The 25,450-nt window shown below is 51.5% G+C and carries 24 protein-coding genes; all 24 read right to left on the bottom strand.

What is annotated here, in order from left to right; genetic code table 11:
- Positions 1-116 precede the first annotated feature (116 nt).
- The gene (gene hslO, locus D889_RS0111905; RefSeq protein WP_010632655.1) at positions 117-1,004 is read right to left on the bottom strand and encodes an Hsp33 family molecular chaperone HslO; all 888 of its coding nucleotides are present in this window, start codon (positions 1,002-1,004) and stop codon (positions 117-119) included.
- 26 nt (positions 1,005-1,030) lie between these two features.
- Positions 1,031-1,801, bottom strand: a complete 771-nt coding sequence (locus D889_RS0111900; RefSeq protein WP_010632656.1) for a type III pantothenate kinase — start codon at positions 1,799-1,801, stop codon at positions 1,031-1,033.
- An 88-nt stretch (positions 1,802-1,889) separates the two neighbouring features.
- Positions 1,890-3,920: an ATP-dependent zinc metalloprotease FtsH gene (gene ftsH, locus D889_RS0111895; RefSeq protein ID WP_010632657.1), complete on the bottom strand. Its 2,031-nt coding sequence runs from the start codon at positions 3,918-3,920 to the stop codon at positions 1,890-1,892.
- 126 nt (positions 3,921-4,046) lie between these two features.
- Entirely contained in the window at positions 4,047-4,586 is a 540-nt protein-coding gene (hpt, locus tag D889_RS0111890; RefSeq protein WP_010632658.1) for a hypoxanthine phosphoribosyltransferase, read from the bottom strand.
- Complete coding sequence (tilS, locus tag D889_RS0111885) at positions 4,583-6,016, bottom strand: tRNA lysidine(34) synthetase TilS (RefSeq protein ID WP_010632659.1); 1,434 nt, start codon at positions 6,014-6,016, stop codon at positions 4,583-4,585. Before tilS ends, hpt begins: the two co-directional genes overlap by 4 nt.
- Before the next feature lie 125 nt (positions 6,017-6,141).
- Positions 6,142-7,077, bottom strand: a complete 936-nt coding sequence (locus D889_RS0111880) for a serine/threonine protein kinase (RefSeq protein WP_010632660.1) — start codon at positions 7,075-7,077, stop codon at positions 6,142-6,144.
- The gene (locus tag D889_RS0111875) at positions 7,058-7,795 is read right to left on the bottom strand and encodes a vWA domain-containing protein (protein ID WP_010632661.1); all 738 of its coding nucleotides are present in this window, start codon (positions 7,793-7,795) and stop codon (positions 7,058-7,060) included. Before D889_RS0111875 ends, D889_RS0111880 begins: the two co-directional genes overlap by 20 nt.
- An 87-nt stretch (positions 7,796-7,882) precedes the next feature.
- Complete coding sequence (gene spoIIE / locus D889_RS0111870) at positions 7,883-10,369, bottom strand: stage II sporulation protein E (protein WP_248676838.1); 2,487 nt, start codon at positions 10,367-10,369, stop codon at positions 7,883-7,885.
- Between the two features lie 275 nt (positions 10,370-10,644).
- Positions 10,645-11,052 carry a S1 domain-containing RNA-binding protein gene (locus D889_RS0111865; RefSeq protein ID WP_010632663.1) on the bottom strand — a complete coding sequence of 136 codons (408 nt, stop codon included), beginning with the start codon at positions 11,050-11,052 and terminating at the stop codon, positions 10,645-10,647.
- Positions 11,053-11,119: 67 nt separating this feature from the next.
- Positions 11,120-11,500: an FtsB family cell division protein gene (locus D889_RS0111860; RefSeq protein WP_010632664.1), complete on the bottom strand. Its 381-nt coding sequence runs from the start codon at positions 11,498-11,500 to the stop codon at positions 11,120-11,122.
- A gap of 10 nt (positions 11,501-11,510) precedes the next feature.
- Positions 11,511-12,089 carry a spore cortex biosynthesis protein YabQ gene (yabQ, locus tag D889_RS0111855; protein WP_010632665.1) on the bottom strand — a complete coding sequence of 193 codons (579 nt, stop codon included), beginning with the start codon at positions 12,087-12,089 and terminating at the stop codon, positions 11,511-11,513.
- Positions 12,086-12,394 carry a sporulation protein YabP gene (gene yabP / locus D889_RS0111850; RefSeq protein WP_010632666.1) on the bottom strand — a complete coding sequence of 103 codons (309 nt, stop codon included), beginning with the start codon at positions 12,392-12,394 and terminating at the stop codon, positions 12,086-12,088. The genes yabQ and yabP overlap by 4 nt, the downstream gene beginning before the upstream one ends.
- Positions 12,395-12,478: 84 nt before the next feature.
- Complete coding sequence (locus D889_RS0111845) at positions 12,479-12,745, bottom strand: RNA-binding S4 domain-containing protein (RefSeq protein WP_010632667.1); 267 nt, start codon at positions 12,743-12,745, stop codon at positions 12,479-12,481.
- Complete coding sequence (locus D889_RS0111840; protein WP_010632668.1) at positions 12,742-13,017, bottom strand: HU family DNA-binding protein; 276 nt, start codon at positions 13,015-13,017, stop codon at positions 12,742-12,744. Before D889_RS0111840 ends, D889_RS0111845 begins: the two co-directional genes overlap by 4 nt.
- Positions 13,018-13,159: 142 nt before the next feature.
- Entirely contained in the window at positions 13,160-14,740 is a 1,581-nt protein-coding gene (locus D889_RS0111835) for an oligosaccharide flippase family protein (protein WP_010632669.1), read from the bottom strand.
- 162 nt (positions 14,741-14,902) lie between these two features.
- Positions 14,903-15,442 carry a stage V sporulation protein T gene (gene spoVT, locus D889_RS0111830; protein ID WP_010632670.1) on the bottom strand — a complete coding sequence of 180 codons (540 nt, stop codon included), beginning with the start codon at positions 15,440-15,442 and terminating at the stop codon, positions 14,903-14,905.
- A 174-nt stretch (positions 15,443-15,616) separates the two neighbouring features.
- On the bottom strand, positions 15,617-19,162 hold the full coding sequence (gene mfd / locus D889_RS0111820) for a transcription-repair coupling factor (RefSeq protein ID WP_010632671.1): 3,546 nt from the start codon (positions 19,160-19,162) through the stop codon (positions 15,617-15,619).
- Between the two features lie 90 nt (positions 19,163-19,252).
- Positions 19,253-19,831 (bottom strand): aminoacyl-tRNA hydrolase, encoded by a 579-nt coding sequence (gene pth, locus D889_RS0111815; protein WP_010632672.1) that lies wholly within the window; start codon positions 19,829-19,831, stop codon positions 19,253-19,255.
- A 145-nt stretch (positions 19,832-19,976) separates the two neighbouring features.
- On the bottom strand, positions 19,977-20,615 hold the full coding sequence (locus D889_RS0111805; protein ID WP_248676837.1) for a 50S ribosomal protein L25: 639 nt from the start codon (positions 20,613-20,615) through the stop codon (positions 19,977-19,979).
- A gap of 82 nt (positions 20,616-20,697) precedes the next feature.
- The gene (locus D889_RS0111800; RefSeq protein ID WP_010632674.1) at positions 20,698-21,648 is read right to left on the bottom strand and encodes a ribose-phosphate diphosphokinase; all 951 of its coding nucleotides are present in this window, start codon (positions 21,646-21,648) and stop codon (positions 20,698-20,700) included.
- Between the two features lie 18 nt (positions 21,649-21,666).
- Positions 21,667-23,046, bottom strand: a complete 1,380-nt coding sequence (gene glmU / locus D889_RS0111795) for a bifunctional UDP-N-acetylglucosamine diphosphorylase/glucosamine-1-phosphate N-acetyltransferase GlmU (protein WP_010632675.1) — start codon at positions 23,044-23,046, stop codon at positions 21,667-21,669.
- A gap of 204 nt (positions 23,047-23,250) precedes the next feature.
- Positions 23,251-23,541: a septation regulator SpoVG gene (spoVG, locus tag D889_RS0111790; RefSeq protein WP_010632676.1), complete on the bottom strand. Its 291-nt coding sequence runs from the start codon at positions 23,539-23,541 to the stop codon at positions 23,251-23,253.
- A gap of 96 nt (positions 23,542-23,637) precedes the next feature.
- Complete coding sequence (gene purR, locus D889_RS0111785; protein WP_010632677.1) at positions 23,638-24,495, bottom strand: pur operon repressor; 858 nt, start codon at positions 24,493-24,495, stop codon at positions 23,638-23,640.
- A gap of 43 nt (positions 24,496-24,538) precedes the next feature.
- A complete protein-coding gene (ispE, locus tag D889_RS14980) occupies positions 24,539-25,417 on the bottom strand; it encodes a 4-(cytidine 5'-diphospho)-2-C-methyl-D-erythritol kinase (protein ID WP_033403968.1) in 879 nt (292 codons plus the stop codon).
- Positions 25,418-25,450 lie beyond the last annotated feature (33 nt).

Below are 25,450 nucleotides of genomic sequence, written 5' to 3'. Positions count from 1 at the left end.
ACAAACACTCCTCCCAACTGTTTCTCTCAGTAAACACCTATGCTTTCTTTATAATAGTATCAATCTGTACCCCTATCGTCAATTTAATCCGCCGGTCATGAGAAGTAGGTCTCGCATTATGGCCGGTCCGGACGATGTTTCATCATTGCCCGAAGGTCCTCTTCAGAATAATGGTAGCTTGTCCTGCAAAAACGGCACACCGCTTCTGCACCATGATCCTCGTCAATCATCGACTGAAGCTCGGCAGCATTGAGTCCGGCAATGGATTTGCCGAACTTTTCCCTGGAGCAGGTGCAATGGAACTGAACCGGAATTTTCTGCAGCACCTTACTATCCTGATCCGAGAACAAGGCAATCAACAGATCCTCCGCACTTCTTCCGTGATCAATCAGCTTTGAAATCGGGGGGATTTCTTTTAATCTTTTTTCAACCTGGCTGATCAGGACATCATCGGCACCGGGCAAGACCTGAATGATAAAACCGCCTGCTGCCCGGACAGAATGGTCGGGGTTCACAAGCACACCGACACCGACAGCCGACGGAATCTGTTCCGAACGGGCAAAATAGTAGGTGAAATCATCGCCGATCTCCCCGGATACAAGCGGAACCCGACCGGTAAAATGATCTTTCAGGCCAAGATCACGGACAACACTGAGAAAGCCATCGTTCCCCACGGCACGGGCAACATCCAGTTTACCAAGTGCATTGAGATCAAAATGTACCTGAGGATGCGTCACATAACCGCGGACGTTTCCTCCCGTATCTGCATCGGCGACGATTGCGCCGATCGGACCGCCGCCTTGCACCGTCACGGTGATCTTCTCATCACCCTTCATCTGCGCTCCCATCATCAGCGTTGCCGTCATCGTCCGGCCCAGTGCTGCGGTAGCCGTCGGCCAGGTGTCATGCCGTCTCTGGGCTTCACCGACGGTCTCCGTTGTCACGCAGGTTGTCACCCTTAACCTTTCATTACAGGCCAGAGCCTTGATCAAATAGTCACCCATTCGCAATCTCCTTTCCAGATTACATTTCATTTATTTTGATTTCGTCTATAGATTAAATAAAGTCCTTTTAATGTCAGCAGTTTATCCACATGATCAATCACATTTGTTTCCCTTGATATCAGCTTGCATAGCCCGCCGGTAGCGACAACTACCGGATTGACTGGTGCTTGCTTTTTCATCCGTGCGACAATGCCCTCTACCTGACCGACATAACCGAAGACAATACCGGACTGCATGGCATGAACCGTATTACGGCCGACAATGTCAGGAGGGGTTGTAATCTCAATTCTCGGCAGCTTTGATGCTTTTTCATAAAGTGCCTCTGCTGAAACAAGCACTCCCGGCGCAATCGCTCCACCGATATAATTCTGATGTTCATCGATGTAGGAATAGGTAGTTGCCGTTCCAAAATCAATGATAATGATCGGTGCCGGATAGTCATGAACAGCGGCAACGGCATTAACAATCAGATCAGCACCGACCTCCCTGGGGCGGTCATATTTCAGATTCATGCCGATATCCGTATCCGGTCCGACGATCAGCGGCCGGACATGAAAATATTTGCGGCTCATTTTTTCCAGCGAAAAGAGTACGGACGGAACAACTGTGGAAATGGCCACACCATCAAAGTCATCAAACGTTAATTTGCTGTACGCCAGCAGGTTATCGACAATCATGGCAAATTCGTCTTCCGTCTTTTCCCGGTCTGTAGAGATTCGCCAGTGCCGGATGAGCCTGTCTCCATCAAAGGCGCCCATGACAATATTCGTGTTGCCGACATCACATACGAAGATCATTCTTCCCGCCACCATTCAAAAAAAGAGGCACCTCCATACGGAAATGTCTCTTTTTATACTTCTTACTCGTCACTAACAGCAGACATCATCAGGGTTTCTGCTCACCCGGATGATCTGTTTTGGTATCAGTCTCACCTTTTTGTTCCTCATCTTTGGGATGAAGGGTGACCTTAATATCCGTGCCCTTTACCTCATCCGTTTTTTCAGATACCGGCTTTGCTTCTGCAGCCGATTCCTCATCGTTACCGGAATCCTTCTTATCCGGCTGAGACGCATAACGATGCTTGCTTGGTTCTATATATTTGCCTGTTTCCCAGAGCGACTGAATCTGCCCTTCATCAAGGGATTCATGTTCGAGCAGCGTCTGAGACATCAGTTCCAGCTTATCGCGATACGTGACAAGCAGCTTCTTGCAGCGGGCATACTGCTCCTTCACAATTCGCTGAACTTCAGAGTCAATCTCAAAGGCAATCGTATCACTGTAATTCTGATCGTTTTGCAGGTCACGGCCCAGGAATATCTGGCCGCCATTATTATTTCCGAATTGCAGCGGTCCGAGCTTTTCACTCATGCCGAATTCTGTGACCATCCGGCGTGCCAGGTTGGATACACGCTGCAGGTCATTGCTTGCACCCGTTGAAATTTCACCGAAAGTCACTTCTTCAGCAACACGGCCGCCCAGGAGTCCGCATATTTTATCCAGAAGCTCAGGCTTGGTTAGCATACCTCTGTCCTCTTTCGGCAGGGCAACCGTATACCCGCCGGCCTGGCCTCGGGGAATAATCGTTACCTTGTGTACCTCATCGGCTCCGTTGATTGCCAGGCCGATGATGGTATGGCCGGATTCATGGTAGGCGACGATATTTTGCTCTTTCTTTGAGATCACACGCGACTTCTTGGCCACACCGGCAACAACCCGCTCAACAGCCTCATCGATATCTTCCATCTGAATGACCTTTTTGTTTGCCCGCGCTGCAACCAGCGCCGCTTCATTAAGCAGGTTCTCCAGATCTGCTCCGGAAAAACCGGGTGTCAGTTTGGCAACGGTTTTCAGATCGATATCGGGAGCCAGAGGCTTGTTTTTGGCATGAACCTTAAGCACAGCTTCACGTCCGAGAAGATCCGGGCGGCCGACAGGTATCTGACGGTCAAAGCGGCCGGGACGCAGCAGCGCCGGATCAAGAATATCCGGACGGTTGGTCGCGGCGATGATAATAATACCCTCATTGGCACCAAAGCCGTCCATCTCAACGAGCAGCTGGTTCAGCGTCTGCTCACGCTCATCGTGGCCGCCGCCCAAACCCGCACCACGCTGACGGCCGACAGCATCGATTTCATCAATAAAGATAATACATGGTGAATTTTTCTTCGCCTGGTCAAAAAGATCACGGACACGCGATGCACCGACACCGACAAACATTTCGACAAAGTCGGAGCCGCTGATCGAGAAGAAAGGCACTCCTGCCTCACCGGCAACGGCACGGGCCAATAATGTTTTACCGGTACCCGGAGGACCTTCAAGCAAAACACCTTTCGGGATTCTGGCACCCAGCGCAACAAACTTGCGGGGATCCTTCAGAAAGTCGACGATTTCCACCAGTTCCTGCTTCTCTTCGTCGGCTCCGGCAACATCTTTGAAAGTAACCTTTTTCTTATCATCAGAGTATAGTTTAGCCTTGCTCTTCCCGAAATTCATCACCCGGCCGCCGCCGCCCTGCGCCTGGTTCAGCAGGAAGAAGATCAGAAAAAAGATAATTGCAAACGGAATCAGTGAGGTCAGAAAAGTCATCCATCCGCTGCTGGTCTGTGCCGGTTTGACATCCACATTCATTCGGTTGGCCATATTGGTAATTTGCCCGACAGCTTTCTCGCTGGCCGGAATATATGCCTTAAACGTCGTGTTGGAGTCATAGCTTTTAAGCCTGCCGGTAACGGCATAAACGCTGCCTTCCGGCTGAAGCGCTGCTTCAGCAACCTTGCCGGCATTCAGATTCTGCTCAAAAGCAGAAAACGTCATCGGCTTGACACTTTTATTATTTTCAGTCAGCCAGCTGACAATTCCGATAATGACGACAAAGATAAATAAATATATGACGATATTCTTAAATAGTCGGTTCATGCCTTACCTCCTCCCACTCTAAACAAGCCATAGTTTATAGTACCACATACCCTTTATCCGCACCAAGAAAAGCCACCGGCCGGATCTGCTGCTCACCCCCGGACACAGATGACTGTCTCCGAGTGCTTAACCCTGATATATTTCCGGCTTCAGGATGCCGATAAACGGAAGATTCCGGTACCTCTCTGCATAATCCAGCCCATATCCGACCAAAAAGGCATCGGGTACGTTAAATCCAGTCATATCGGGGACCACGGATTTTTGTCTGCGTGCACTCTTATTCAGCAGTGTCACGATTTTAATCGACTTTGCCTTTCTCGTTTTGAACAAGTCGACGAGATAGCTTAAGGTCAGTCCGCTGTCTATAATATCTTCGACAATCAGGATTTCCCTTCCTTCCGCCGATGTATCCAGATCCTTAAGAATTTTTACTTCACCTGATGAAACGGTGGAATTCCCGTAACTGGATACATCCATGAAATCGATCTCGATCGGAATACGAATCTGTTTAATCAGGTCGGCCATAAAGGGCAGGGCACCCTTCAGCACACCGACGACCAGAGGAAAACGCCCATTATATTCTTCGGTAAGTATGGCTCCGAATTCGCGCACTTTTTCCTGAATCTGTTCTTCTGTTATTAATATTTTCCTGATGTCTTCCTTCATTCCTGAATCCTCCCAAAATCCTCTGACGGCTGAATCACCAGCATCAAGCATGTTTTCTTAAGTATGGCCGTTTCCGGTGGAAAATTGATTGCCCGCCGAAGCAGCGGCAGCCAGATAATCCGGCCGTCACCGTCGGCAACCACAGGCCAGCCGGTACGCTGATCACGGGCCACTTTCTCATTGATGAAAATGCGCCCGACCTTTTGCGCATGAACCAGTCCGTTCGGCCGGATCCGGTCACCGCTCCGCCAGTTCCTGATCCGAAGCGGAAGAACCATATTATCCGGATCAATAACCAGGCAGTCCGGACCGGCTGCAGTCCTGGAGAAGTCAGCCGGAACAGGACCGGCTTTAATGAAGCCCCTCGGGAACGCTGTTGTCCCGGGCAGACGGATCAGCCGGTCATATTCAGAGTCGTCCTTTTGCCTGAGAAAGCCCATGACACAAAATGTGTAAGATTTTCTTGCAGACAGGCCGCCCGGAAAGCAGAGTTCACCGGATGCCCGGTCAGAGCGAATCAGCTTCATAAAATTTTCGATATGTATCGTTTGATGCAGCGGAGGCATTTGCCTGCTTGTGTAAAGATAATTTAATATTAGATGAATCATTCTTCTTTGTAAAGGCAATGAAACCGATAACAAGGCCGAAGTTGATATTTTTACCAGTTCCGGTTCTTTTTGCAGAATTACCGTTTTCAGCGCCTTTTCGGCAAGTTCGCCGAGAAAGCGTTCGTCCTCGGTGATCCGTTCGCTTTCATACTGGAACTTCAGGTGGACAAGGGGGTTTTCTTTTTTAAGAAAGGGAAGGACACTATTTCTGAACCGGTTGCGTGTATGGCTGTCCGAACAGTTGGTTGCATCGGTTCGCGGCTGAATCCCGTTGCGTTCGCAATAGTCCGTCAGATCTTTTTTTGTCTGGCAAAGAAACGGCCGGATCAGCCGCCCGCCCGCGAAAGTCCTGCTGACCGGGATACCCGCTCTAGCCGGTCCGGCGCTGCCCCGCGTCTCACGCATCAGCATCGTCTCGATCTGGTCGTCCCCATGATGGGCGAGCGCCAGTGCATCGGCCCGGAAAAGCTGCATCACTTCAGCAAACGCCTGATAGCGCAGCAGCCTTGCTCCCGCCTCAATACCGACATGGTGGTTGCGGCAGTAACCGGCAACGTCCGCCGATCTCGGATAGAACGGGATGCCGCGCTTCCGGCAATAGTCGGAAACAAACCGGACATCCTGAGTACTTGCGGCTCCGCGGAGCCTGTGGTCGACCGAACATACCGCCAGTTGCAGATCCCATTCTGTCCTTCTCGAGTGCAAAAAGCAGAGCAAAGCCATGGAATCTGCACCGCCGCTGACGCCGGCAACGATCCGCATCCCGCGGTGAATCAGCCGGTGCCGTTCGATAAATTGCGTTACCTGTTCTTCAAAAGTCATGATTCTCCTGCTTCCTGTATATCTGATCTTGTTCTATAGACTATTCTCTCTGTTTCAACAGGAAAAGCAACAACCGGCAGCCGGTTTAAAAGATACGATCATCAGGTGGACCGGGGAAGTGTCTCTTACATCATGATGAAAATAACAAGAATAATATAAGCCGCCAGAATTAATGAGGCGGCTGTGAGTGCACGAAGCCATTCATTCCGGACGCGGTCGGTGCCCGTCCGCTCGGTCCGGCGCATCCCCGCATCGCCTTTCTTCGCCGTCACCTGATCCAGCAGCTCGCGCCGCATCTGCATGGCATCCTGATATTTCCCGGTCAGTGCCCGGGACAGGATCTGCTGATACGGTCTGAGTTCCGCACGCGCACGGATCTGCTGCAGCAATTGTTCCCCTGGACGGGCCGACTTCTCAAATCGTTTCCCCGTGGTCGCATAGATCAAAATCATCGCACATGCAAACAAATCGTAAGACGGTTCCGCTTTACGGGTGCCAAGGCCCCAATAACCCCGGTCATAAAATTCCGTATATTCTCGGATCGACCGCCCCATCCGGGTAGCCCCGCCAAAATCCAGACAGCGAATCCGCTGCTCCTGTTCGGTCAGCATCAGATTCTCCGGCTTGAGGTCGCCGAAAACATAGCCGCTATGGTGCAGCTTCTGCAGCTGACCTAATAACTGTATAAGATAAACGACCGACCAATCAAAGGATTTCGCCGGCAGTGTGTCGATCAGCGGTTTTCCTTTGAGCAGTTCCATGGCACAGATGCTGATGTTCTTTCCGGCTCCGGTTATCCAGTCGTCAAGATCAAAACAGTGCGGAGCCAGGGTCCGGTCCCCTGAACGGTTCAGTTCTTTAAGCACATTGGCCTCGGAAATCAGGGAGCCGCGAGCCTTTGCGATTTTAAGGGCAACTGCCCTTTCTCCGTTAGCCGCCAGATATACCGTACCCTGCGCCCCGCTGCCTATTTTCCGGATAATCCGGTAACGATGACCGTGCCATTTGCCGGTCAGTACCATGCCCGGAGAAAGCTGAAGATCAGCCTGGTCCGTCGTCATAAGCCTCATCGCTCTGTTCTGCAAGCTGCCGTCGCGACAGCTGATCAAAACTTTTCACTGCGTCACGAAGTGCCGGCCCGGTCGGGGTCACACCCCGGGCGCTGATCTTGTCAAAAGACCGGGTGAGATTGTCCAGTTTCGGGGTCCAGCTGATTACCTTCTGAACTGTTTTCCTTTTCCCGGGAAATAAATACAGGCAAAACTGATTATGACCCATTCGGGCAGAAAGGCTCAGCGACAGATCGGTCAGGGATTGCCGGACGGTTGCCAGCTTGCTGGTCATGCTCGCGCTTGTATCCACAAGCAGGCATACATTCAGATCGACCGTTTCACCCAATTCATCGATGACCTCCATCACTTTGCTCTGCTTTTCAGGCGGCAGGTCTTCAAGAGCTTGCGAGTTTCCGAGAATATCCTGAAGTTCCTGATCAATCACGCCCTTAATGGTTTGTGTCATCGCCTGTTTCGTAACCATCTGGACTGTCTGGACCAGCTGCTTTGTCCGGACAATCTGGCTGATACCTCCTCCGGCCCGGGCGATTCGTTCAACTTCCTGCAGTCCGCGACTGTCTTCATGATCAAAATCATCAAGAACGCCGATGACATTGACCGCAATCCCCTGTTCTCTGGCCAGCGCTGCCATCGCGACCGGATCCTCTCCCTGATTGGAACAGCCGTCCGTGATTAATAGAATTTGCTTCAGCCTTCCTTTTGCCACTTTACCGACACCCCTTTCTGAGTCTGGACTCAGCTTCGCCAGAAAAGGATGAATTTATACGCGACAAGGCAAGGATATGACCGGATCCTATCTGTTTCCCTGCACTTTACGCAGCATGGCCTTTCTGAGTTCTGTCTGAGCAGGGATCGAGGACCACTTCGGCAGATGATGATGGATTCTGGCAACAATCACCGTCAGATCGTCATTGATCGTGCCGCCGGCCACCCGGATTACCTCCTCCAGCAGGAGATCAGCCATCTCCTGCGGATTCTGCGTCTCCAGTTCTTTTATTTTCCGCTTGATCCAGAGCTCTTTATTCTCAATATTTCTCGCAGCGTCAAACATCCCGTCGCTCATCATGATCAAGAAATCCTCGGATTTAAGCTGCTCGGTCCGGACATCCAGGTCCAGCTCGTCCAGCATGCCGATCGGCGGATTCCCTGCATCAAGCATAAAGACCTGGCGGCCCCGCCGGATAAAGCTCGGGTTCGAACCGATTTTTAAAAACTTCGACTTTGCATTCTGGAGATCAATCAACGCAAGGTCAAGGGTGGCAAAAATTTCTTCTGTCGAGCGCAGCGACAGAATCGAATTGATCGACTTTATTGCCATTGTTTCATGAATACCGGATTTCAATACCTTGGTCAGCAGCTGCAGTGTATCCTTGCTCTCAGCCGATGCACGCGGGCCGTTCCCCATCCCGTCGCTGATCGCCACTGCAAATTTTCCCGATCCGACATGAAAGAGTGAAAAGTTGTCACCGGAAACAAAATCTCCGCCTCTTGCCGCCGTTGCCGCGCCGGTTTCAACGTCAAAGGCCTTGGCCGACACAAAGACGGCACGGCAGCGGCCGTTGCCGGAACGCTCAGCCTCTCTTTTATCGACAATAATAGTTTCTCCGAGAATTCCCGACAGCATCGGCGCAATCACCTTTTCACAAGTCTGGTAATCATCGCGCCGGAGCAGCATCTCGATATCCACCGCCCCGGAATCGAGTCCATAGATTTCCACACTCTCGACAGGAAGCCCGGCACCGCTCAGCTGCTTTAGAATAATCTCTTCCTGCCAGTCATGGAGACCGCGCTCCCGCTTAATTTCTCCGGCAAAATCACGCATGACCTGGGAAACGCCGTGAAGCTGATCGGCGACCAGTTTCCGGTTTTCCCTGAATTGTTTCTTCATTTTTGCACGGATTTCTTCAATCCCCTGCTCCTTCATGATGACCTCTCCGGTCCGCTCGGAGCGAACGCAATGCTCCTGCCAGTCATGTCGCAGATCACTGCTCCATTTTTTATTGCCCCCTTCCGATTCAGTCCGGATTCGAGTGATCAGCCGCTGCGTCTCAACTGTATGTCTGACCCAGCAGAAATCCTGCTTATAGCAGTTACGGCAGGATTTATCGTAGACTTTTTCAAAAAAGCGCTGATCTGCCCCCGAAGACGATGGGGATCCGGGCGAAAAACTCTTGGCCAGCGTCTGGAACAGGCCGGCAAACTGTTCGACACGGCCCACCGTGGCATCGCGGAGTCTGCGAATGTACTGCTGCTGTTCTTCCTGGTTCTCTCTTGTTCCCGGTATGAAAAAAGCCAGCTGACGGATCAGTCCTTTCGGTGTCGCCAGGAACAGGAGTATCGCGGCCATCGAGTCCATGCTCTCTTTCTGGAGCGCTGTGTAACCGCCTCCATAAATGGCAATCAGCAGTGTTGCAATCATCAGGCCGGCTGATGCGCCGATTTTTCCCGCTTCTTTCATCAGGCCGCCGAGCACACCGGAAAACGCCAGCAAACTCATCTGATACAGACTGGCCACGCTCGACATACCGACAATCAGTCCGATCACCACCCCGACGGTTGAACCGATCGCCGCGCCGCCTGCCGAGGCAAACAGCAGAACGGTGTAGCGTGCCAGAACATGATCGATGGAAATACCCAGCGTTGTCCAGCCGATGGTCCCGGCCAGAAGCGCGGAAAGAAGGATAATGAAACAGATCATCTCTTCATTCTTGAACAATTTGCGACTGACTTTTGTCGAGAGCAGAGGCACGCTCTGCATAAAGATAAGCATGACCAGGAACGCCATCGACGCCTCTGCAGCCGCCATCAAAACATCCGACCAAAGCAGATTCAGTGTAAATGCCGTCTGGCAGATGAGCCTGGCAGATAAGCCGACTGCAAATACCAGTGCCGGCAGCCCTTTATCCGATCGCCCGCCGGCATATTTCTGCACCGCTTTCCAGCTGATATAAAAAAGCAGAAGTGCCATCAGAGCATAAAAGGCCTGTCCCAACGACACCGTCATGGCGCCGGCAACAACCGCAGCCACCGACCACTTCCTTTTCCGGTTCAGCCAGAAGACGGTTGCGAAAAAGGGAAGAATAAATGGTGTCAGTGCCGACAGCAGAACGGCCCGTCCCAACAGAAAACCGGCAATCAGGTAGAGCAGATCCAGCCGGATCGCCAGCCTTTTCATTCTTATCTGAAGTGCATTGCGCCGCCCGATCCACCATCCTCCATTTTGCCGTCCGGGAAATGAACCGGCTGTGTGTGCGCCGGAATCTGCTGACTTCTGAATCATACCCATCGCCACCTTCAGCTTATTAGTGTATGATTCATTAAACCATGGCAGACTTTCATAATTTGTCAGAATTGCGATCCGGTCGGGAAAAAAGCTTCGACGCATTTCCTCCAGGTTTGCGTTGATTGCTGGAAAATCGCCGTACATGACGTTTATTGCCGGCACCTGCCGGGAGACATGTCGATACCGGCGTAAAAAAGATGCCCGGAATTTCTCCGGACATCTTTTTTTTAAATAGAATAGCGTTTAAATATATAGGAACCCCTGCCGAGTGATCAGCCCCGGCGCGCGCCCCGACCGCCGCGCTTGGATTCTGTCTGCCGTTTAATGGTCGAGAGACGGTCTTCGCTCTCTTTAAGATAGCGGCTGATTTTATCCTCAAAACTCGGCGCATGATTAAACCGTCTGCCGCCGCCGTTCCTCGGACCCCGGGAAGTATTTCTGGGTTTGTCGACAGCTTTGCGGATCGAAAGACCGATCTTTCCGTCAGGTGCGACCTGTAATACTTTCACCGTGACTTCATCACCGATTGACAGAACATCATGAATGTCTTTCACGTACCGGTCCGCAACCTCGCTGATATGCACCAGTCCGGTTTTACCGTCCGGAAGATCAACGAAAGCTCCGAAATTTGTGATTCCGGAAACCTTACCTTTCAGCTTGCTGCCTGCTTCAATTGCCATAAAAAAAAGCTTCCTCCTAATTTGGTATCTCTAATCATATTATTATACATAGTGAAAAAATTGCCTGTCAATGTGAACTCTGTCCCGGTTTTGAAAAAATAATTTCATCTTTCTTTGACAGCAGATAATTTTTACGGACAAGCTGGCCGATATAGTTCTTGTCGTGCAGCAGGCGGATCCGTTTTTTCAACACATTCTCTTTGTTTTGCGCTTTGGCGATTTGTTTTTCGAGTGTCGTTTTCTGATCAACCGCCCTTGCCAGTTGATGGCCCTGCGAGAGAAGTGAGGAAAACATGAAAGAACCGGCCAGGATCACGACCAGACAAAAAGTGATCAGGCGCCGAATCAAACCTTTGCGTCGTTTCCGGAGTCGTTTTTCCGCAATCTCCCGGGACTGGACATAATCCGTCCGGAGATGCCTCACACGTTGTCTATCCGGCTCGTTCATACTCATCCTCCTATCTGTGTCCTCTGAAAAAAGCCATCCAGCTGTGCAAGCGTTCTCTAAACTGAGCCGCAGATTTATTTACGCCGAGCAGCCATTTATCCGGAAGAACCAGATGAATCACCCCGCGGAAAAACTTCAGTGGCAGAAGCAACAAGAAAAGCACCGTACCAAGCACTGCTTTTACTGTCATTCTACACAATCTGAAGGTGAGCTTCAATAGCAAATAAAGCGGCCGGACGAATAAATTAAAGACACATTTCGCGACCAGACGGCAAGTCCGCACAAGAACAGACATCATGAAATCAAATGAGCGTAGAAATGTCTTTTCCAGCAATCCCTTGTAGAACGTATATCCCAGGGCGAGACCAAGAAACAGATAGACGCGCAAAACGCCTTCGTTCACAGGAAGAAGCACGGCGAACAGCACTATTGCCTGAACCAGCCAGAACAGCAGATCCGCCAGGGCGAGGACGACACGACGCCGGCGCAGCAGGCGCGTGAACCGCTGGTGAACCGAGAAACAAGCACCGATCCAGATACCTGCGGCAACCATCAGACCGAGCGAGGCAAACTGTTCGTGCAGTGTCATTTGAACAGCTTGCCGAAGAAGCCCTTCCCGGACTCCTTACCGGGTTCATTTAGATAGCTGATTTCAAAAATCTTTCCTTCGATGGTCACGACACCCTGCGCCACATTCAGGTTCTGCATTTTCAATGCCGCACCTTTGACCGCGAGGAACCCCATGACCGTTTCCAGCAAAAATTCCTCGTGGTCGAAGCTCTCAATATGGCTGACACCGGTAATCTCGATCATCTTCCGGTTTTTCACCACTATGTTCTGGTTCTGTTCCGGCTTGTCCGTAACCGGTCCCTGGGACAGATGGTATTGGCTCATCGGACTCCCTCCTCTTTGTCCTACACTATGAGGAAGTTGTCCGGTTTAGAACACGGCGGTGCCGCAGGAGAAGCCGTGATGCACTTATTCAGGACGGCCGGCCTGTTTCTCGTCAATGACCTGATAAAGTGAATCGGCTTCATCTTTCTTAACGGTTTCTTTTAACTGACTGATCTTTACGGTCATCAGTTTCTGTCCGAAGTGAAGGGACAGTACATCACCCGGAGCGACGTCGGAACTGGCCTTACCCGGACGGCCGTTAATGTCGATCCGTCCCTGGTCTGCCAATTCCTTGGCAACCGTCCTTCGTTTGATCAGGCGGGAAATCTTCAGAAATTTATCGAGTCTCACTTTTTTACCGCATCCTTCAATTTGTTTCCTGCCCGGAATCCGGGAACTCTGGTTTCCGGAATTATAATAGCATCACCAGTCTGCGGGTTGCGGCCGGTACGGCTTGCCCGGTGCCTGACTTCAAAGGTTCCGAAGCCGACGAACTGAACTTTTTCATCGACGCTCAGTGCCGTCTGAATGGCATCCAGTGTCGCATTGACGATAACCTCCGTATCCCTCTTTGCCACTCCGGTCTGTCCCGAAACTTTTTGAATCAATTCTGCCTTATTCATCGTGAAGTGATCCTCCGTTCCATAAAATTGTGTATCGGTACTGCCTCCGACGACACCAAATCACCTGAGTTTTCTTCATTTTAACATAAGTCACAGGGCAGCACAGCTTATCTGCACGAACTCTGCCTTCCTTCCGCCCACCTTATCGTTTCCGTGATCTGACTGTCCATCTGCCGATCAGCGGCAGGCGAAGCAGATCCCCCGGACTGAAGTAATGGAAGAACAGGATCAGAATGAGGAACACAAGGCCGCCCAGTGCTGTTCCCGACAGAGCAATAAACGTGGCGGATAGTCTGGAGGGCACCATCCAGCCGGTCAGCCACTGCCTCCAGAGGAGCACGGAAGCAGCCATGATCATGATCGCCGCACTAAGTCTGATCAATTTCCGGAACGACAGCGGTCCGATCAGCGAGAGCCGCCGCAGACAAAGAAAATCAAGAACAACGGTCAGCAAAGTCGCCAGCAAAGTTGCCGCTGCCGCTCCGGAAATCGCAAACCGGGGGATCAGCAGATAATTACCGAGTAATTTCAGCAGGGCACCTGCCAACAGGAAGAAAAAGGGCAGCCAGGGCTTTCCTGCAGACTCGAGAATCCCGGACGCAGACAAAATCAGTGAAAGCGTCAGCAGGGTAAATGCCAGCATGCCGAAAGTGAATGAGCCTTCATCGTTTCTGAAGAGCATCGTATTGACTTCCCTGCTGAGGACGGCCAGGCCGACTGAAGAACTCAAGCCGAAGACGGCACTGATCCGTATTGCCAGCCGCGCCTGACGCTGCATTTCGACACGTTTTCTCCGGACAGCCAGCCGGGCCAGTCCGGGAACAATGGAAGCGGTCAGTGACGTGGCGGCAATGATCCCAAACTGAGTCAGCAAATAAATCCGGTCATAAATGCCTTTTGACGCACGCGGATCGGGGATATGTGCCTGATGGAGCAGCGGGATGACGGTCAGCGCATCGGCCAGCTGGAAGACAAAAAGCGGCATGGCCAGTACGGAAAATAAACAGCCGCCGGTCAGCATTTCACGGATCAGCAGCCAGTCCGGCGGTGCGCTGAACAGCCGGACCGGACGCATTCTATGCTTCTGAGCAAAATAAACGAGGACGATAAATGCTGCCACAGGGGCTGCCGCCGAGCCGGCCGCCGCAGCCATACCAAACTGATAAGCATCACTCTGATTCAGGAACAGATACCAGGAAAGGCCGATAATCAGCGAAACCCGAACCGCTTGCTCGGCAATCTGCGAACAAGCGGTCGGCACCATATTTTCGCCTGCGCCCTGAAAGCTGCCGCGCAGGACGGCGACAAACGGGACAAACAAGTAAACCAGAGACACAGTCCGAAGCAGCGGACCCAGACGGGGGTCACCCATTAACAGGGTCAACGGTCCGGCGAACAGGCTAAGCAGAGCAAAGAGCACGCCGCAGAACAGGATCAGCGCAATCAGGCCGTGCCGACGTACGCGCTCCGGATCATTTCCGTTTTCTTTTTCTGCTTCGGCAATATATTTTGATAACACAATCGGAAAACCGATGCCTCCGATAGCAACAGCAAATGCGTAGAAAGGATAGATCTGCTGATAGGCGTAAAAGCCGATATCACCGGCAAAATTCTGATAGACCATTCGGTAAACTGCACTCATCAGTTTAACCAGCAGTGCAGCAATAGTCAGGACCACAGCACCATGCCAGATCCGCCGGCTTTCTTTGTTCGTTTCCTGCACGGGCAGCCTCCACCTTCCCCGGAAATTCTAAGTGGATTATAACATACCCCCCAACCGCCGGGGCTGCTTCGGTCAATGAACCATTGATCGGTTTTCCGGCACAAAAAAAGAGCCGAAGCTCTTATCCACACTTTTGCAAGGCCGCAAGCAGCGCCTTCAGGGTCAGTGTTCCATCTGTTTTCCAAGGAACGTCGCCGCTGTTTCAGCCAGTTTGACGTCGGTATCGCTGAATGGTCTGCCATCTTTATCGATCAGCATCACCGTGCCGATCGGATCACCGCCGGCAATAATCGGTGCGATCACATACGGCCCGTCTGCGCGCTCGCGTCCTTCGAGAAGCGGTTCCCCGCTGCTCTCCTTTTCGCGAAGCGTCTGGCGATACTCCATTGCCTTCTCCGGAGCGCCAAGGATCCGTTTGTCCAGAGATTCCTTTCTGGATCCGCCAGCCACTGCGATGACGACATCCCGGTCGCTGATCATCGTGAGCCTGCCTGAATTATCGGCCAAAGATTCGGCATATTCCTTTGCAAAGTCACTGAGTTCACTCATCGGGGAATACTTTTTCAGAATCACTTCACCGTCATGATCAACAAATATTTCCAAAGGATCTCCCTCACGGATACGCAAGGTACGGCGGATTTCTTTAGGTATGACAACTCTCCCGAGATCGTCAATACGGCGAACAATGCCAGTTGCTTTCATTGGGAATATCCTCGCTTTCGATTTTGGAGACTGTTCTTAGGTTCGCCAGGCGGTCCCTGCCGCTAAAAAGGCAAAATGCCCCGGCTGCTGTTCGTTCCGAACGGCCTGCTTATGATCACTGAATCTGAAATTATTATCTGCTTCAGCGACCAATCTATACATTTTCCTCCAAAATCAACCTGCTTTTTCCGCCTTCCTGCAGGTTTTCGCGATCACCTTTAAGGTCTTCAGTGCCGCTTCCAGCAGACGCCCTTTGCCCGAGTCCTTGGTCTTGATCGAGATCTTTACTTTGGAGCCGCTCGAGCCGACAGCTATACCTGTATCCATACGGCTGATCTGCTTGAAAAAGCTTTCGCGGTTCAGGGACCCCCATCCCTGCTCTGAAAAAGTGACTGCCAGGCCTTCACGATTCTGCTTGATTTCTTCAATCCTCAGTTGGTTGGCAATCACGCGGAGCGTCGCTACTTTCAGCAGTTCCGAGACCTCTTCAGGAAAACTGCCGTAGCGGTCGATCAGTTCATCTTCAAGATCACGCACCGACTGAAGCGTATCAACAGACTGAAACCGTTTGTACATATCGATTTTCTGCAGCGAATCCCCGATATAACTGTCCGGTATATAAGCATCGACATCCATCTCGATCGATACGCTCACCGGCCGGTCAAGGGTCTCTTGTACGCCCTGCCGTTTTCTGACCGCATCTTTAAGCATCTGGGAGTAGAGGTCGAACCCGACCGAATCCATAAACCCATGCTGCTGCGCGCCAAGAAGGTTACCTGCACCACGAATCGAAAGATCCCGCATCGCGATCTTGAATCCGGAACCCAGCTCAGTAAATTCCTTTATGGCCTGAAGGCGTTTCTCCGCCACTTCATTCATTACTTTGTCCCGCTGATAGGTGAAATAAGCGTAGGCGACCCGGTTTGAGCGGCCCACCCGGCCGCGCAGCTGATAGAGCTGGGCCAGGCCCATTTTATCCGCATCGTAGACAATCAGGGTGTTGACGTTCGGGATGTCGACGCCTTCCTCAATGATCGTTGTACTGACCAGTACATCTGCTGTGCCGTCCAGAAAATCGATCATTGCGGCTTCCAGTTCCGATTCCTTCATCTGGCCGTGGGCAAACGTCACCGACGCATCGGGAACGAGGGTGGAGATCAGATCCGCCATTCTCTGGATGCTTTCCACGCGGTTGTAAAGAAAGTAAACCTGTCCGCCGCGTGCCATTTCACGCTCAATGGCTTCGCGCACGAGTGTTTCGTTGTATTCGGTTACGTATGTTTGCACCGGAAAACGGTTTTCCGGCGGCGTTTCAATAATCGACAGGTCGCGGACGCCCATAATCGACATGTGCAGCGTCCTCGGAATCGGTGTCGCGGTCAGCGTCAGCACATCGACGTTGGCTTTCAGCCGCTTGATCTTCTCTTTATGTGTGACGCCGAATCGCTGCTCCTCATCCACAATCAGGAGACCGAGATCCTTGAAGACAACATCCTTCGACAGCAGCCGGTGCGTGCCGATCACCATATCGATCGTCCCTGCTTTCAATCCTCTGAGTGTCTCGAGCTGTTCCTTATGTGTCCGGAAGCGGCTCAGCACACCGATCGAGACCGGGAAATCCTCAAACCGTTCCATGGACGTTTCGTAATGCTGCTGGGCAAGAATGGTTGTCGGAACGAGAAAAGCTACTTGCTTTCCGTCCTCGATCGCCTTGAACGCCGCACGCAGCGCCACCTCGGTCTTCCCGTAACCGACATCCCCGCACAGTAGCCGGTCCATCGGCTTTTCCTTTTCCATATCCTTTTTGATCTCATCAATCGCCTGGATCTGATCCGCCGTTTCCTGATAGGGGAAGGCTGCCTCAAAAGCTCGCTGTGCAGGACCGTCCTTTGCGAAAGCATGGCCCCGGCTTGCCTCCCGCTTCGCATACAGTTTAATCAGATCGTCAGCGATGTCCTGAACTGAGGATTTTGCTTTGCTCTTGACCTTTTTCCATTCGCTTCCGCCAAGGGAATAAATCTTCGGCTCTTTACCTTCCGACCCGACATACTTCTGCACCTGACCGATATGCTCGACCGGCACAAAAAGTTTGTCGTTGCCTTTATAGATAATTTCCAGATAGTCCTTGTGTACCCCGTTGACCTCGAGCGTCTGGATCCCCGCGTAACGCCCGATCCCATGGTCGACATGGACCACGTAGTCACCGGTTTTCAGTTCATTATAATTTTTCAGTCGTTCGGCATTGGATATCTTTCTGCCCCGGTGCTGCGTTTTCGGAGATTTCTTCGTAAAGACTTCCTTCTCCGTCACCACAGCAAGCCGCTGAAGCGGTAATTCAAATCCGTTTTCCAGACCGCTGATCACCACCTGAAGATGGCCCGGCACCGGAGCTGAACCCCGCTCAGCCGTTTCGGCGTCAATACCATAATCCTGAAGGACCTGTTCCAGCCGTTTCGCGCGTTCCGGACTTGAGGCGAGAAAGACTACAGCAAATTCGCTCTTCATCCAGCGGCTTGTTTCTGTTTTCAGCAGGTTGATCTGGCCGTGAAAGTCTTGCATCGACCGGCAATTCAGATTCACAATATTCTGCGGCTGAAACTGGCCGTGATATCTGAGAAAAAGCGAGAGCAGCAGCAGCGGCTGTTTCAGCCGGTCGGACAGATCCGGCCAGCTCATGGTCAGCGGTACATCATTGACCATCTCTCCTTTTTGCAGCATATCGACCTGCCACTCTGCCTCTTCACGATCCAACTGATCCATCATTTCCTGGATTCTGCTGATCTCATCAAAAATGAGCAGCGTGTCGGCAGGGACATAATCGGTCAGTGTGGTCTGTCTGCTGTAGAGAAGCGCAGAAAACCGGCCCATATTCTGTGGCGCTTCATGCTGTTTCAGTTTCTCGATATCGGCGCCGATATGTTCATCGATCGCGTCCCTGACGGCCGGATCACCGACTCGGGACAGCGTGGCAGAAAGTGCCGTGTCAAGCGACCGGGCTGCCCGGTCATACACTTCGTCATAGAGCAGGTACTCTTTTGCCGGGCCAATGACCGGGGATTCCTGCAGCATATCAAGCGAACGCTGCGTTTCACTGTCGAAGAAACGGATGGAATCCACTTCGTCGTCGAACAGCTCGATGCGCAGCGGATGTTCTTCAGTCAGCGGGAAGATATCAATGATCCCGCCCCTCAGGCTGAATTGCCCCGGACCGGTAACCATTGCTCCCCGCTCATAACCGATGGCCGTCAGTTTTCGGATCAGATCTTCCAGATCGACCACTTCTCCGGACTTAAACCGGATCAGGCTGGTTTTCCACAGAAACGGCGGTGCGAGCAGTCGCTTGATGCCGGCGGCAGGTACTACTACAAGACACTTTTCTCCCGCTGCCAGATGGTTCAGCACATCAATGCGCTGGGCCAGCAGTTCCGGGCTGGCAACGGCAATGTCGGCAGCAATCAGATCATTCGTCGGGTACAGAAAAAGCGCTTCCGGAGCAACGAGTTCCGCAAGATCATTGTAAAGTTTCTGTCCTTGATAGAGGTTGTGCGTCACCGCAATCAGCGAACCTGAGCGCTGATCAAACATCGAGGCGATCCAGAGCGATTTGGCACTGCCCGACAGACCGGACACCAGTTGCTGGGTTATTCCTTCTGCGAATCCATCCAGTATCGTCCTGAGTTCATTTATTTTTTGCGCATAAAAAGCGCTTAGGCCAAACATTGGCAATCCTCGCTTTCGTGCACCAAAAGCGTTTTGCTCCCGCCAAAGCTTTCCGCTCTGTTACAATTCAGATTATTTCCCATAAATTAGTCACTTACTTGCATTAAACCTGTTCATCAGTTCGGAAAAAGGAAGAGACAGCCAGGCTGCTGCTGCATCCGAAGCACGTTCAAATGTATCCTCCATAATGGCCTGCTCTTCTCTGTTGAATCTGCTCAGGACATAGTTGACGACAGCCTGCTGCGTTCGTTCCGGATGGCCGACGCCTACCTTGATTCGCGCAAAGTTCTCTGTGCCGAGGTGAAGGATCAGCGATTTGATACCATTGTGCCCGCCTGAACTTCCTTTATGCCTCAGACGGAGTCTGCCCATATTCAGATCCATATCATCATGGATAACGAGCAGGTCATCATCCGGAACCAGTTTAAAAAAATGGAGCAGGGGACCTACGGCTTCTCCTGATGCATTCATATAGGTGAGCGGTTTGACCAGGATAACGGCGTTGCCGTCGATTGTTCCCTTTCCGAATAAAGCCTTGAACTTGCTGTGATCGAGACGAATCTGGTATTTTTCAGCCAGCCGATCCACAACCTCAAAACCCATATTATGTCTTGTATGCGCATACTCAGAACCTGGGTTCCCCAGCCCGACGATCATTTTCATGCCCATTTTTCTATACTCCTTCATTTTACCTGCTGCCGGGCAGATTCTACTGCCTGAGAAACAGGATCAGACGAATAAGGCTTGATTATTTTCGAGATAAAAAAAGGCGTAACCTGAATCGTTACGCCTTTTTTTATATTGTAATCCGCCATTATTCAGCAGGTTTTTCTTCCGGAGCTGCCGGTTCAGCCTGATTGGTTGCTTCCGTCTCAGGTGTCGTATCGGCTACCTTGCTGCTGTAAGAAACAGAGACGACAACGTCTTCAGGTTCGCCGAGAATCGTGTAATCGCCGGCCGGTTTGATCTCGCTGATTCTGATACTGTCGCCGACATGGAGTCCGGACACGTCAAGTTCAATCGCTGCGGGCAGATTCTTCGGCAGAGAGCGTACCGTCAGTTCACTTAGCTGATTATTGACGACGACTTCGCCGACCTCTACTGTTTCAGTACCTTTCAATTCAACAGGGACAACCGCATCAATGGCTTCGTTAACGTTGATCGCCAGGAAGTCAATATGCTGGATCGTTCCTTTCAGATTGTTAAACTGCAATTCATGGGCCATAACCGTATACTTTTTGTCATCACTGAGATTCAGTGTAATAATCGCGTTACGTCCCTCTTTGCGAAACGCCTTGCTGACTTCTCCGGCGTTTACCGCAATCGATTCGTTTTCCTCCACACCTTTTCCATAAACGACTGCAGGGATCTGTCCCTCACGTCTCAGTTGTTTTGCGATTGACTTTTTCGAATCATCGCGAATGGCCGCATTCAATGTTGCCAACTGTTGCACATCCTTTCAAACCCAATAATATATTATTTTTTAAACAGCTTGTTCCAGCTGAACCCCGTATCCTCCAGACAACCACACTGCATCAGTTAAACAGACGGCTGACCGAAAGTTTTTCATGGATGCGAATAATTGCTTCGCCAATGAGCGGGGCAACAGACAGCTGAACAATTTTGTCAGTTTTCTTTTCTTCAGGCAGCGGAATGGTATTTGTGACGACCAGTTCGCTGATTGCAGATGCCTGGATCCGTTCGATGGCCGGTCCTGAGAGAACAGGGTGCGTACAGCAAGCATACACCTTTTTTGCGCCGCGCTCAACTAATGCATTGGCTGCAAGCGTGATCGTTCCGGCCGTATCAATCAGATCATCAATAATGATCGCCGTCTTGCCTTCAATATCACCGATGATGTTCATCACTTCTGCGACATTCGGACGCGGCCGGCGTTTGTCGATAATCGCGATCGGTGCTTTAAGCCGGTCGGCCATCTTCCTGGCACGGATGACGCCGCCATGATCCGGAGAAACGACAACCACATCTTCAATCTTCTTGCTCAGGAAGTACTCGGAAAGCGTCGGCACGCCGAGCAGCTGATCGACCGGGATATCAAAAAAGCCCTGAATCTGCGGTGCATGAAGATCCATCGTCAGAATTCGGGTCGCACCTGCTGTTTCAAGCAGATTGGCAACCAGTTTGGCCGTGATCGGCTCTCTGGCACGGGCCTTCCGATCCTGGCGGGCATAGCCGTAGTAGGGAATGACTACATTGATGGTCTTTGCCGATGCACGCTTCAGTGCATCGATCATGATCAGAAGCTCCATCAGATGCTGATTGACCGGCGCGCAGGTGGACTGAATCACATACACTTCACTGCCGCGGATACTTTCTTCGATGCTGATCCGGATTTCGCCGTCGCTGAACGACGAAACCAGACACTTGCCAAGTTTAATGCCGATATGTTCGGCAATCTGCACGGCAAGATCGGGATTGGAGTTAAGACTGAATACTTTTAAATTCGGATCGAGATAGCTGACCATCCTGTTAGGTCCCTCCAGTTATGGGTTCACTCTGTAATTCAGTTTGAGTGCATAATTTTCCTTGTTCGTCTGCCGGGAACGGGCAATGGCCAGTGCATCTGCATTAACCGATTCAGTAATCGTCGAACCCGCGGCAACAAACGCCCCGTCCCCGATCGTCACCGGTGCAACCAGATTTGCGTTACAGCCGATGAAAGCACCGTTGCCGATGCGGGTTGCAAATTTATTCTTTCCATCATAGTTCACGGTAATTGTCCCGCAGCCCATATTTACATCGTTGCCAAGTACAGCGTCGCCCAGATATGTAAGATGCGATGCTTTGCTGCGCTCGCCGATTTCCGACTTCTTGACTTCAACAAAGTTACCGATATGCGCCTGATTATGGATCTTCGATAACGGACGGATATGGGAAAAAGGTCCGATTTCCACCCAGTCCCCGATCCAGCTCTCCTCGAGAACCGATTGATCGACGAGCGATTCGGAACCGATCCGGCAATTTTTGACGTGCGTACGCGGTCCGATTTTGCAGCCGCTCCCGATTTCTGTGTGGCCTTCGATAATTGTACCGGGATAAATGACCGTATCCTGTCCGATAACCGTCTCCGCAGAAATATAGGTCGTTTCCGGATCGATCAGTGTGACGCCCTGCGCCATCAAACGCCTGTTGATTCTGTCCCGCATGTACTTCTCCGCCGCAGCCAGCTGAATCCGGTCATTGACGCCGACTGTTTCTTCAAAATGCGGTGTCATCCGGGCGATTACTTTCTTCGAGGCCTGGATCAGAAGCTGAATGACATCGGGAAGATAATACTCACCCTGTGCATTCTCATTACCCACCTTGTGCAGCGTCTCAAACAGTAATTTATTATCAAAACTGTAAATACCTGTGTTGACTTCATTGACTTTCTTTTCCTCGCCGGTTGCATCCTTATCCTCAACGATCCGCTCGAGATCGCCGGAAGCCGTCCGGATGATCCGTCCATAACCGGCGGGATTGTTCAGCTTCGCGGTCAGTACGGCAGCCGCGGCGTGCTCACGTTCCTGAGCGTCGATCAGCTGCTCAATTGTCTCGTGCGTCACGAGCGGTGTATCACCGCATAGCACGATCGTTGTGCCTGCCTGTCCGGCGAGTCTGTCCGACGCCTGAAGCACCGCGTGCGCCGTACCCAGCTGTTCTTTCTGAAGCAGGCAGACCGCGTCATCTCCGACACAGCTGCTGACGGCTTCGGCACCGTAGCCGACGACCACATAGATACTTGAAAAGTCTGCCTGACGGACCTCGTCAACAACATGACGAATCATTGGCTTGCCGCAGACCTGGTGAAGCACTTTATATAATTTCGATTTCATTCTGGTGCCCTTGCCAGCAGCCAGAATAATCGCATATCGATTTGACATGATAAACCCCCACGCTGAAAACCTTGGCATCCTTTTTAGACTATAGCTTAATCACTGTGCTTTTTCAAGAAGTCATGAAACGGAGTGATTTACCGCCAATCGGCATGCAGGTTTTCTTCTGCAAGGTGACCTTTCTTTCCTGTAATTATAGAAAAAGGAACCCTGTGAAGGTTCCCGTTCGTGTTTATCTGACCGTTTCTTTTATCAGGAGGCACCGGCCTGCTCAAATGTCGGATCTGCGGCGCAGGCCTGCTGATATTCACCAAGCACCGCACTCTGTATCTTTTCCCGCGTTGCCGGTGTGATCGGATGCGCGATATCTCTGAATTCCCCGTCCGGGGTCCGCTTGCTCGGCATCGCGACAAACAGCCCGTTATTGCCGTCAATCACGCGAATGTCGTGAACCACAAATTCCTTATCAATCGTTATTGATGCAATCGCTCTCATTCGGCCGTCTGTATGAACCAGGCGCAGCCTGACATCAGTTATTTCCATGCTTCAGACACCACCCTTTCCGTGGATATCAACCCTATACTTAGGTTTCCACACAGAAAGAGGAATCTCCTGCAAAAAGAACCTGCAAATTAAATATTATCTCCTGTTCTCCAGCGAGCCACCTGTTCCCGGACCCGTAAAGAAATCCATCACATTGCCGTTTTCCATAGAAAGACGGTTTTCTTGTTCCGGAATGGACAGTCTCAATAATGATGTGTAATTACCGACCAGTTTCGGCTGTTCGTCTTCCTTTTCAACGAAAACGGCCATCCCGGCAACAGTTGCTCCGAACTCGCCCGTCAGGTTGATCATTCCTTTCATTGTCCCGCCGGCCTTCATAAAGTCGTCGACAATCAGGACACGTGCTCCTTTTTTCAGACTTCGCCGCGGCAATACCATCGTCTGAATCCGTTTCGACGAACCTGAAATATAATTAATGCTGACCGTTGATCCCTCCGTCACTTTGCTGCTGCGGCGAACCACCACTACCGGTGCGCTGCACTGAAAAGCAACCGCATAGGCCAGCGGAATCCCTTTTGTCTCCATCGTCATCACAGCATCGATTTTTTCATCGACAAAGACCGATGCGATCAGCCGGCCGATCGCATTAACAACATCCGGTCTTCCGAGAATGTCTGTCATATATAAATAACCGCCCGGAAGCAGGCGGTTCGTATCCGTCATTTGTTCTTTAAGTTCCGCTAAAAAATTCTCCGCTTCACGGCCGTTCATGAACGGCAAATAGCTGACTCCGCCGGCGGCTCCCGGAAGGGTCTGCAACCGGCCGACGCCCTGCGTCTCAAAGTTTTCTTTTATAATGGTCAGATCCTCGCTGATCGACGATTTTGCAGACTCATACCGATCTGAAAAATAGGAAAGCGAGATAATCTGGTGCGGATGCCTGAGCAGATATACAGTCATATCCACCAATCTGCTGCTGCGCCTGAGTTTCATGACAGTCCTCCAAATCCGAATAATTTACAATAATTCTACCGCATTATTCGTATTCAGACAAGAGTGCAAACGGTTTACACAGGCGTACAGCATAAACTTCCGGACAATATCCTTTCATGCCATTTAGAAGCCGCTGCATCCGTGACTCATGCCGGGTGAGAGCAAAAACTGTCGGGCCACTGCCGCTCATCAGAATGCCTTCGGCTCCAATCTGGCGCATATGCGCTTTGATTTTTGCGATTTCTTCCACCTTCTCCATCGTCACCGGTTCCAGTGTGTTGCCGAGCAAGGCACAGATCGCATCAAAATCCTGAACATGGATCGCCCGGACCATCGCATCAACATCCGGGTGCACGGCCGGACGGTTATCCCATTCTTTGTAGATCTGGCCGGTTGCCACGGACACTGCCGGTTTAACCAGGATCACCCAGCAAGGGGGAAGCGAGGGAAGCGGACTGATTTTCTCTCCCCGGCCTGTCGCCAGCGCTGTGCCGCCTTTAATACAAAAAGCCACATCGGAGCCGATTTGCCGTGCCAGATCAAGCATCGTTTCATAGCTCATACCCAGATGCCAGAGACGGTTAACCGCCCGGATGGTCGCCGCTGCGTCGCTGCTTCCCCCCGCCAGTCCGGCCGCCACAGGGATCCGTTTCTGTATTGTCAGCTGAAGGCCCTTGCTGATTCCGAACTTATCTTTAATGAGTCGTGCTGCCTGATAGGCAAAATTGCGATCATCTTCCGGAACATACGGGACCGATGAGTGCAGAACAATACGGTTGCCGGGAAGTTCGCTGCATTCAATTCTGTCGGCCAGATCAATCGCCGCCATCACCATGTGCACCTCGTGATAGCCATCGCTGCGCCGGCCGATAACGTCAAGCGACAGATTAATTTTCGCCGGTGCTTTTTCGAGTATCTTCACATCTTCCACCTGTTTCTGGATTTCCGCGCAGTC

Source organism: Sporolactobacillus vineae DSM 21990 = SL153 (assembly GCF_000377985.1).
GTDB lineage: Bacteria > Bacillota > Bacilli > Bacillales > Sporolactobacillaceae > Sporolactobacillus > Sporolactobacillus vineae.
This window is presented reverse-complemented; position numbering and strand designations above follow the sequence as displayed.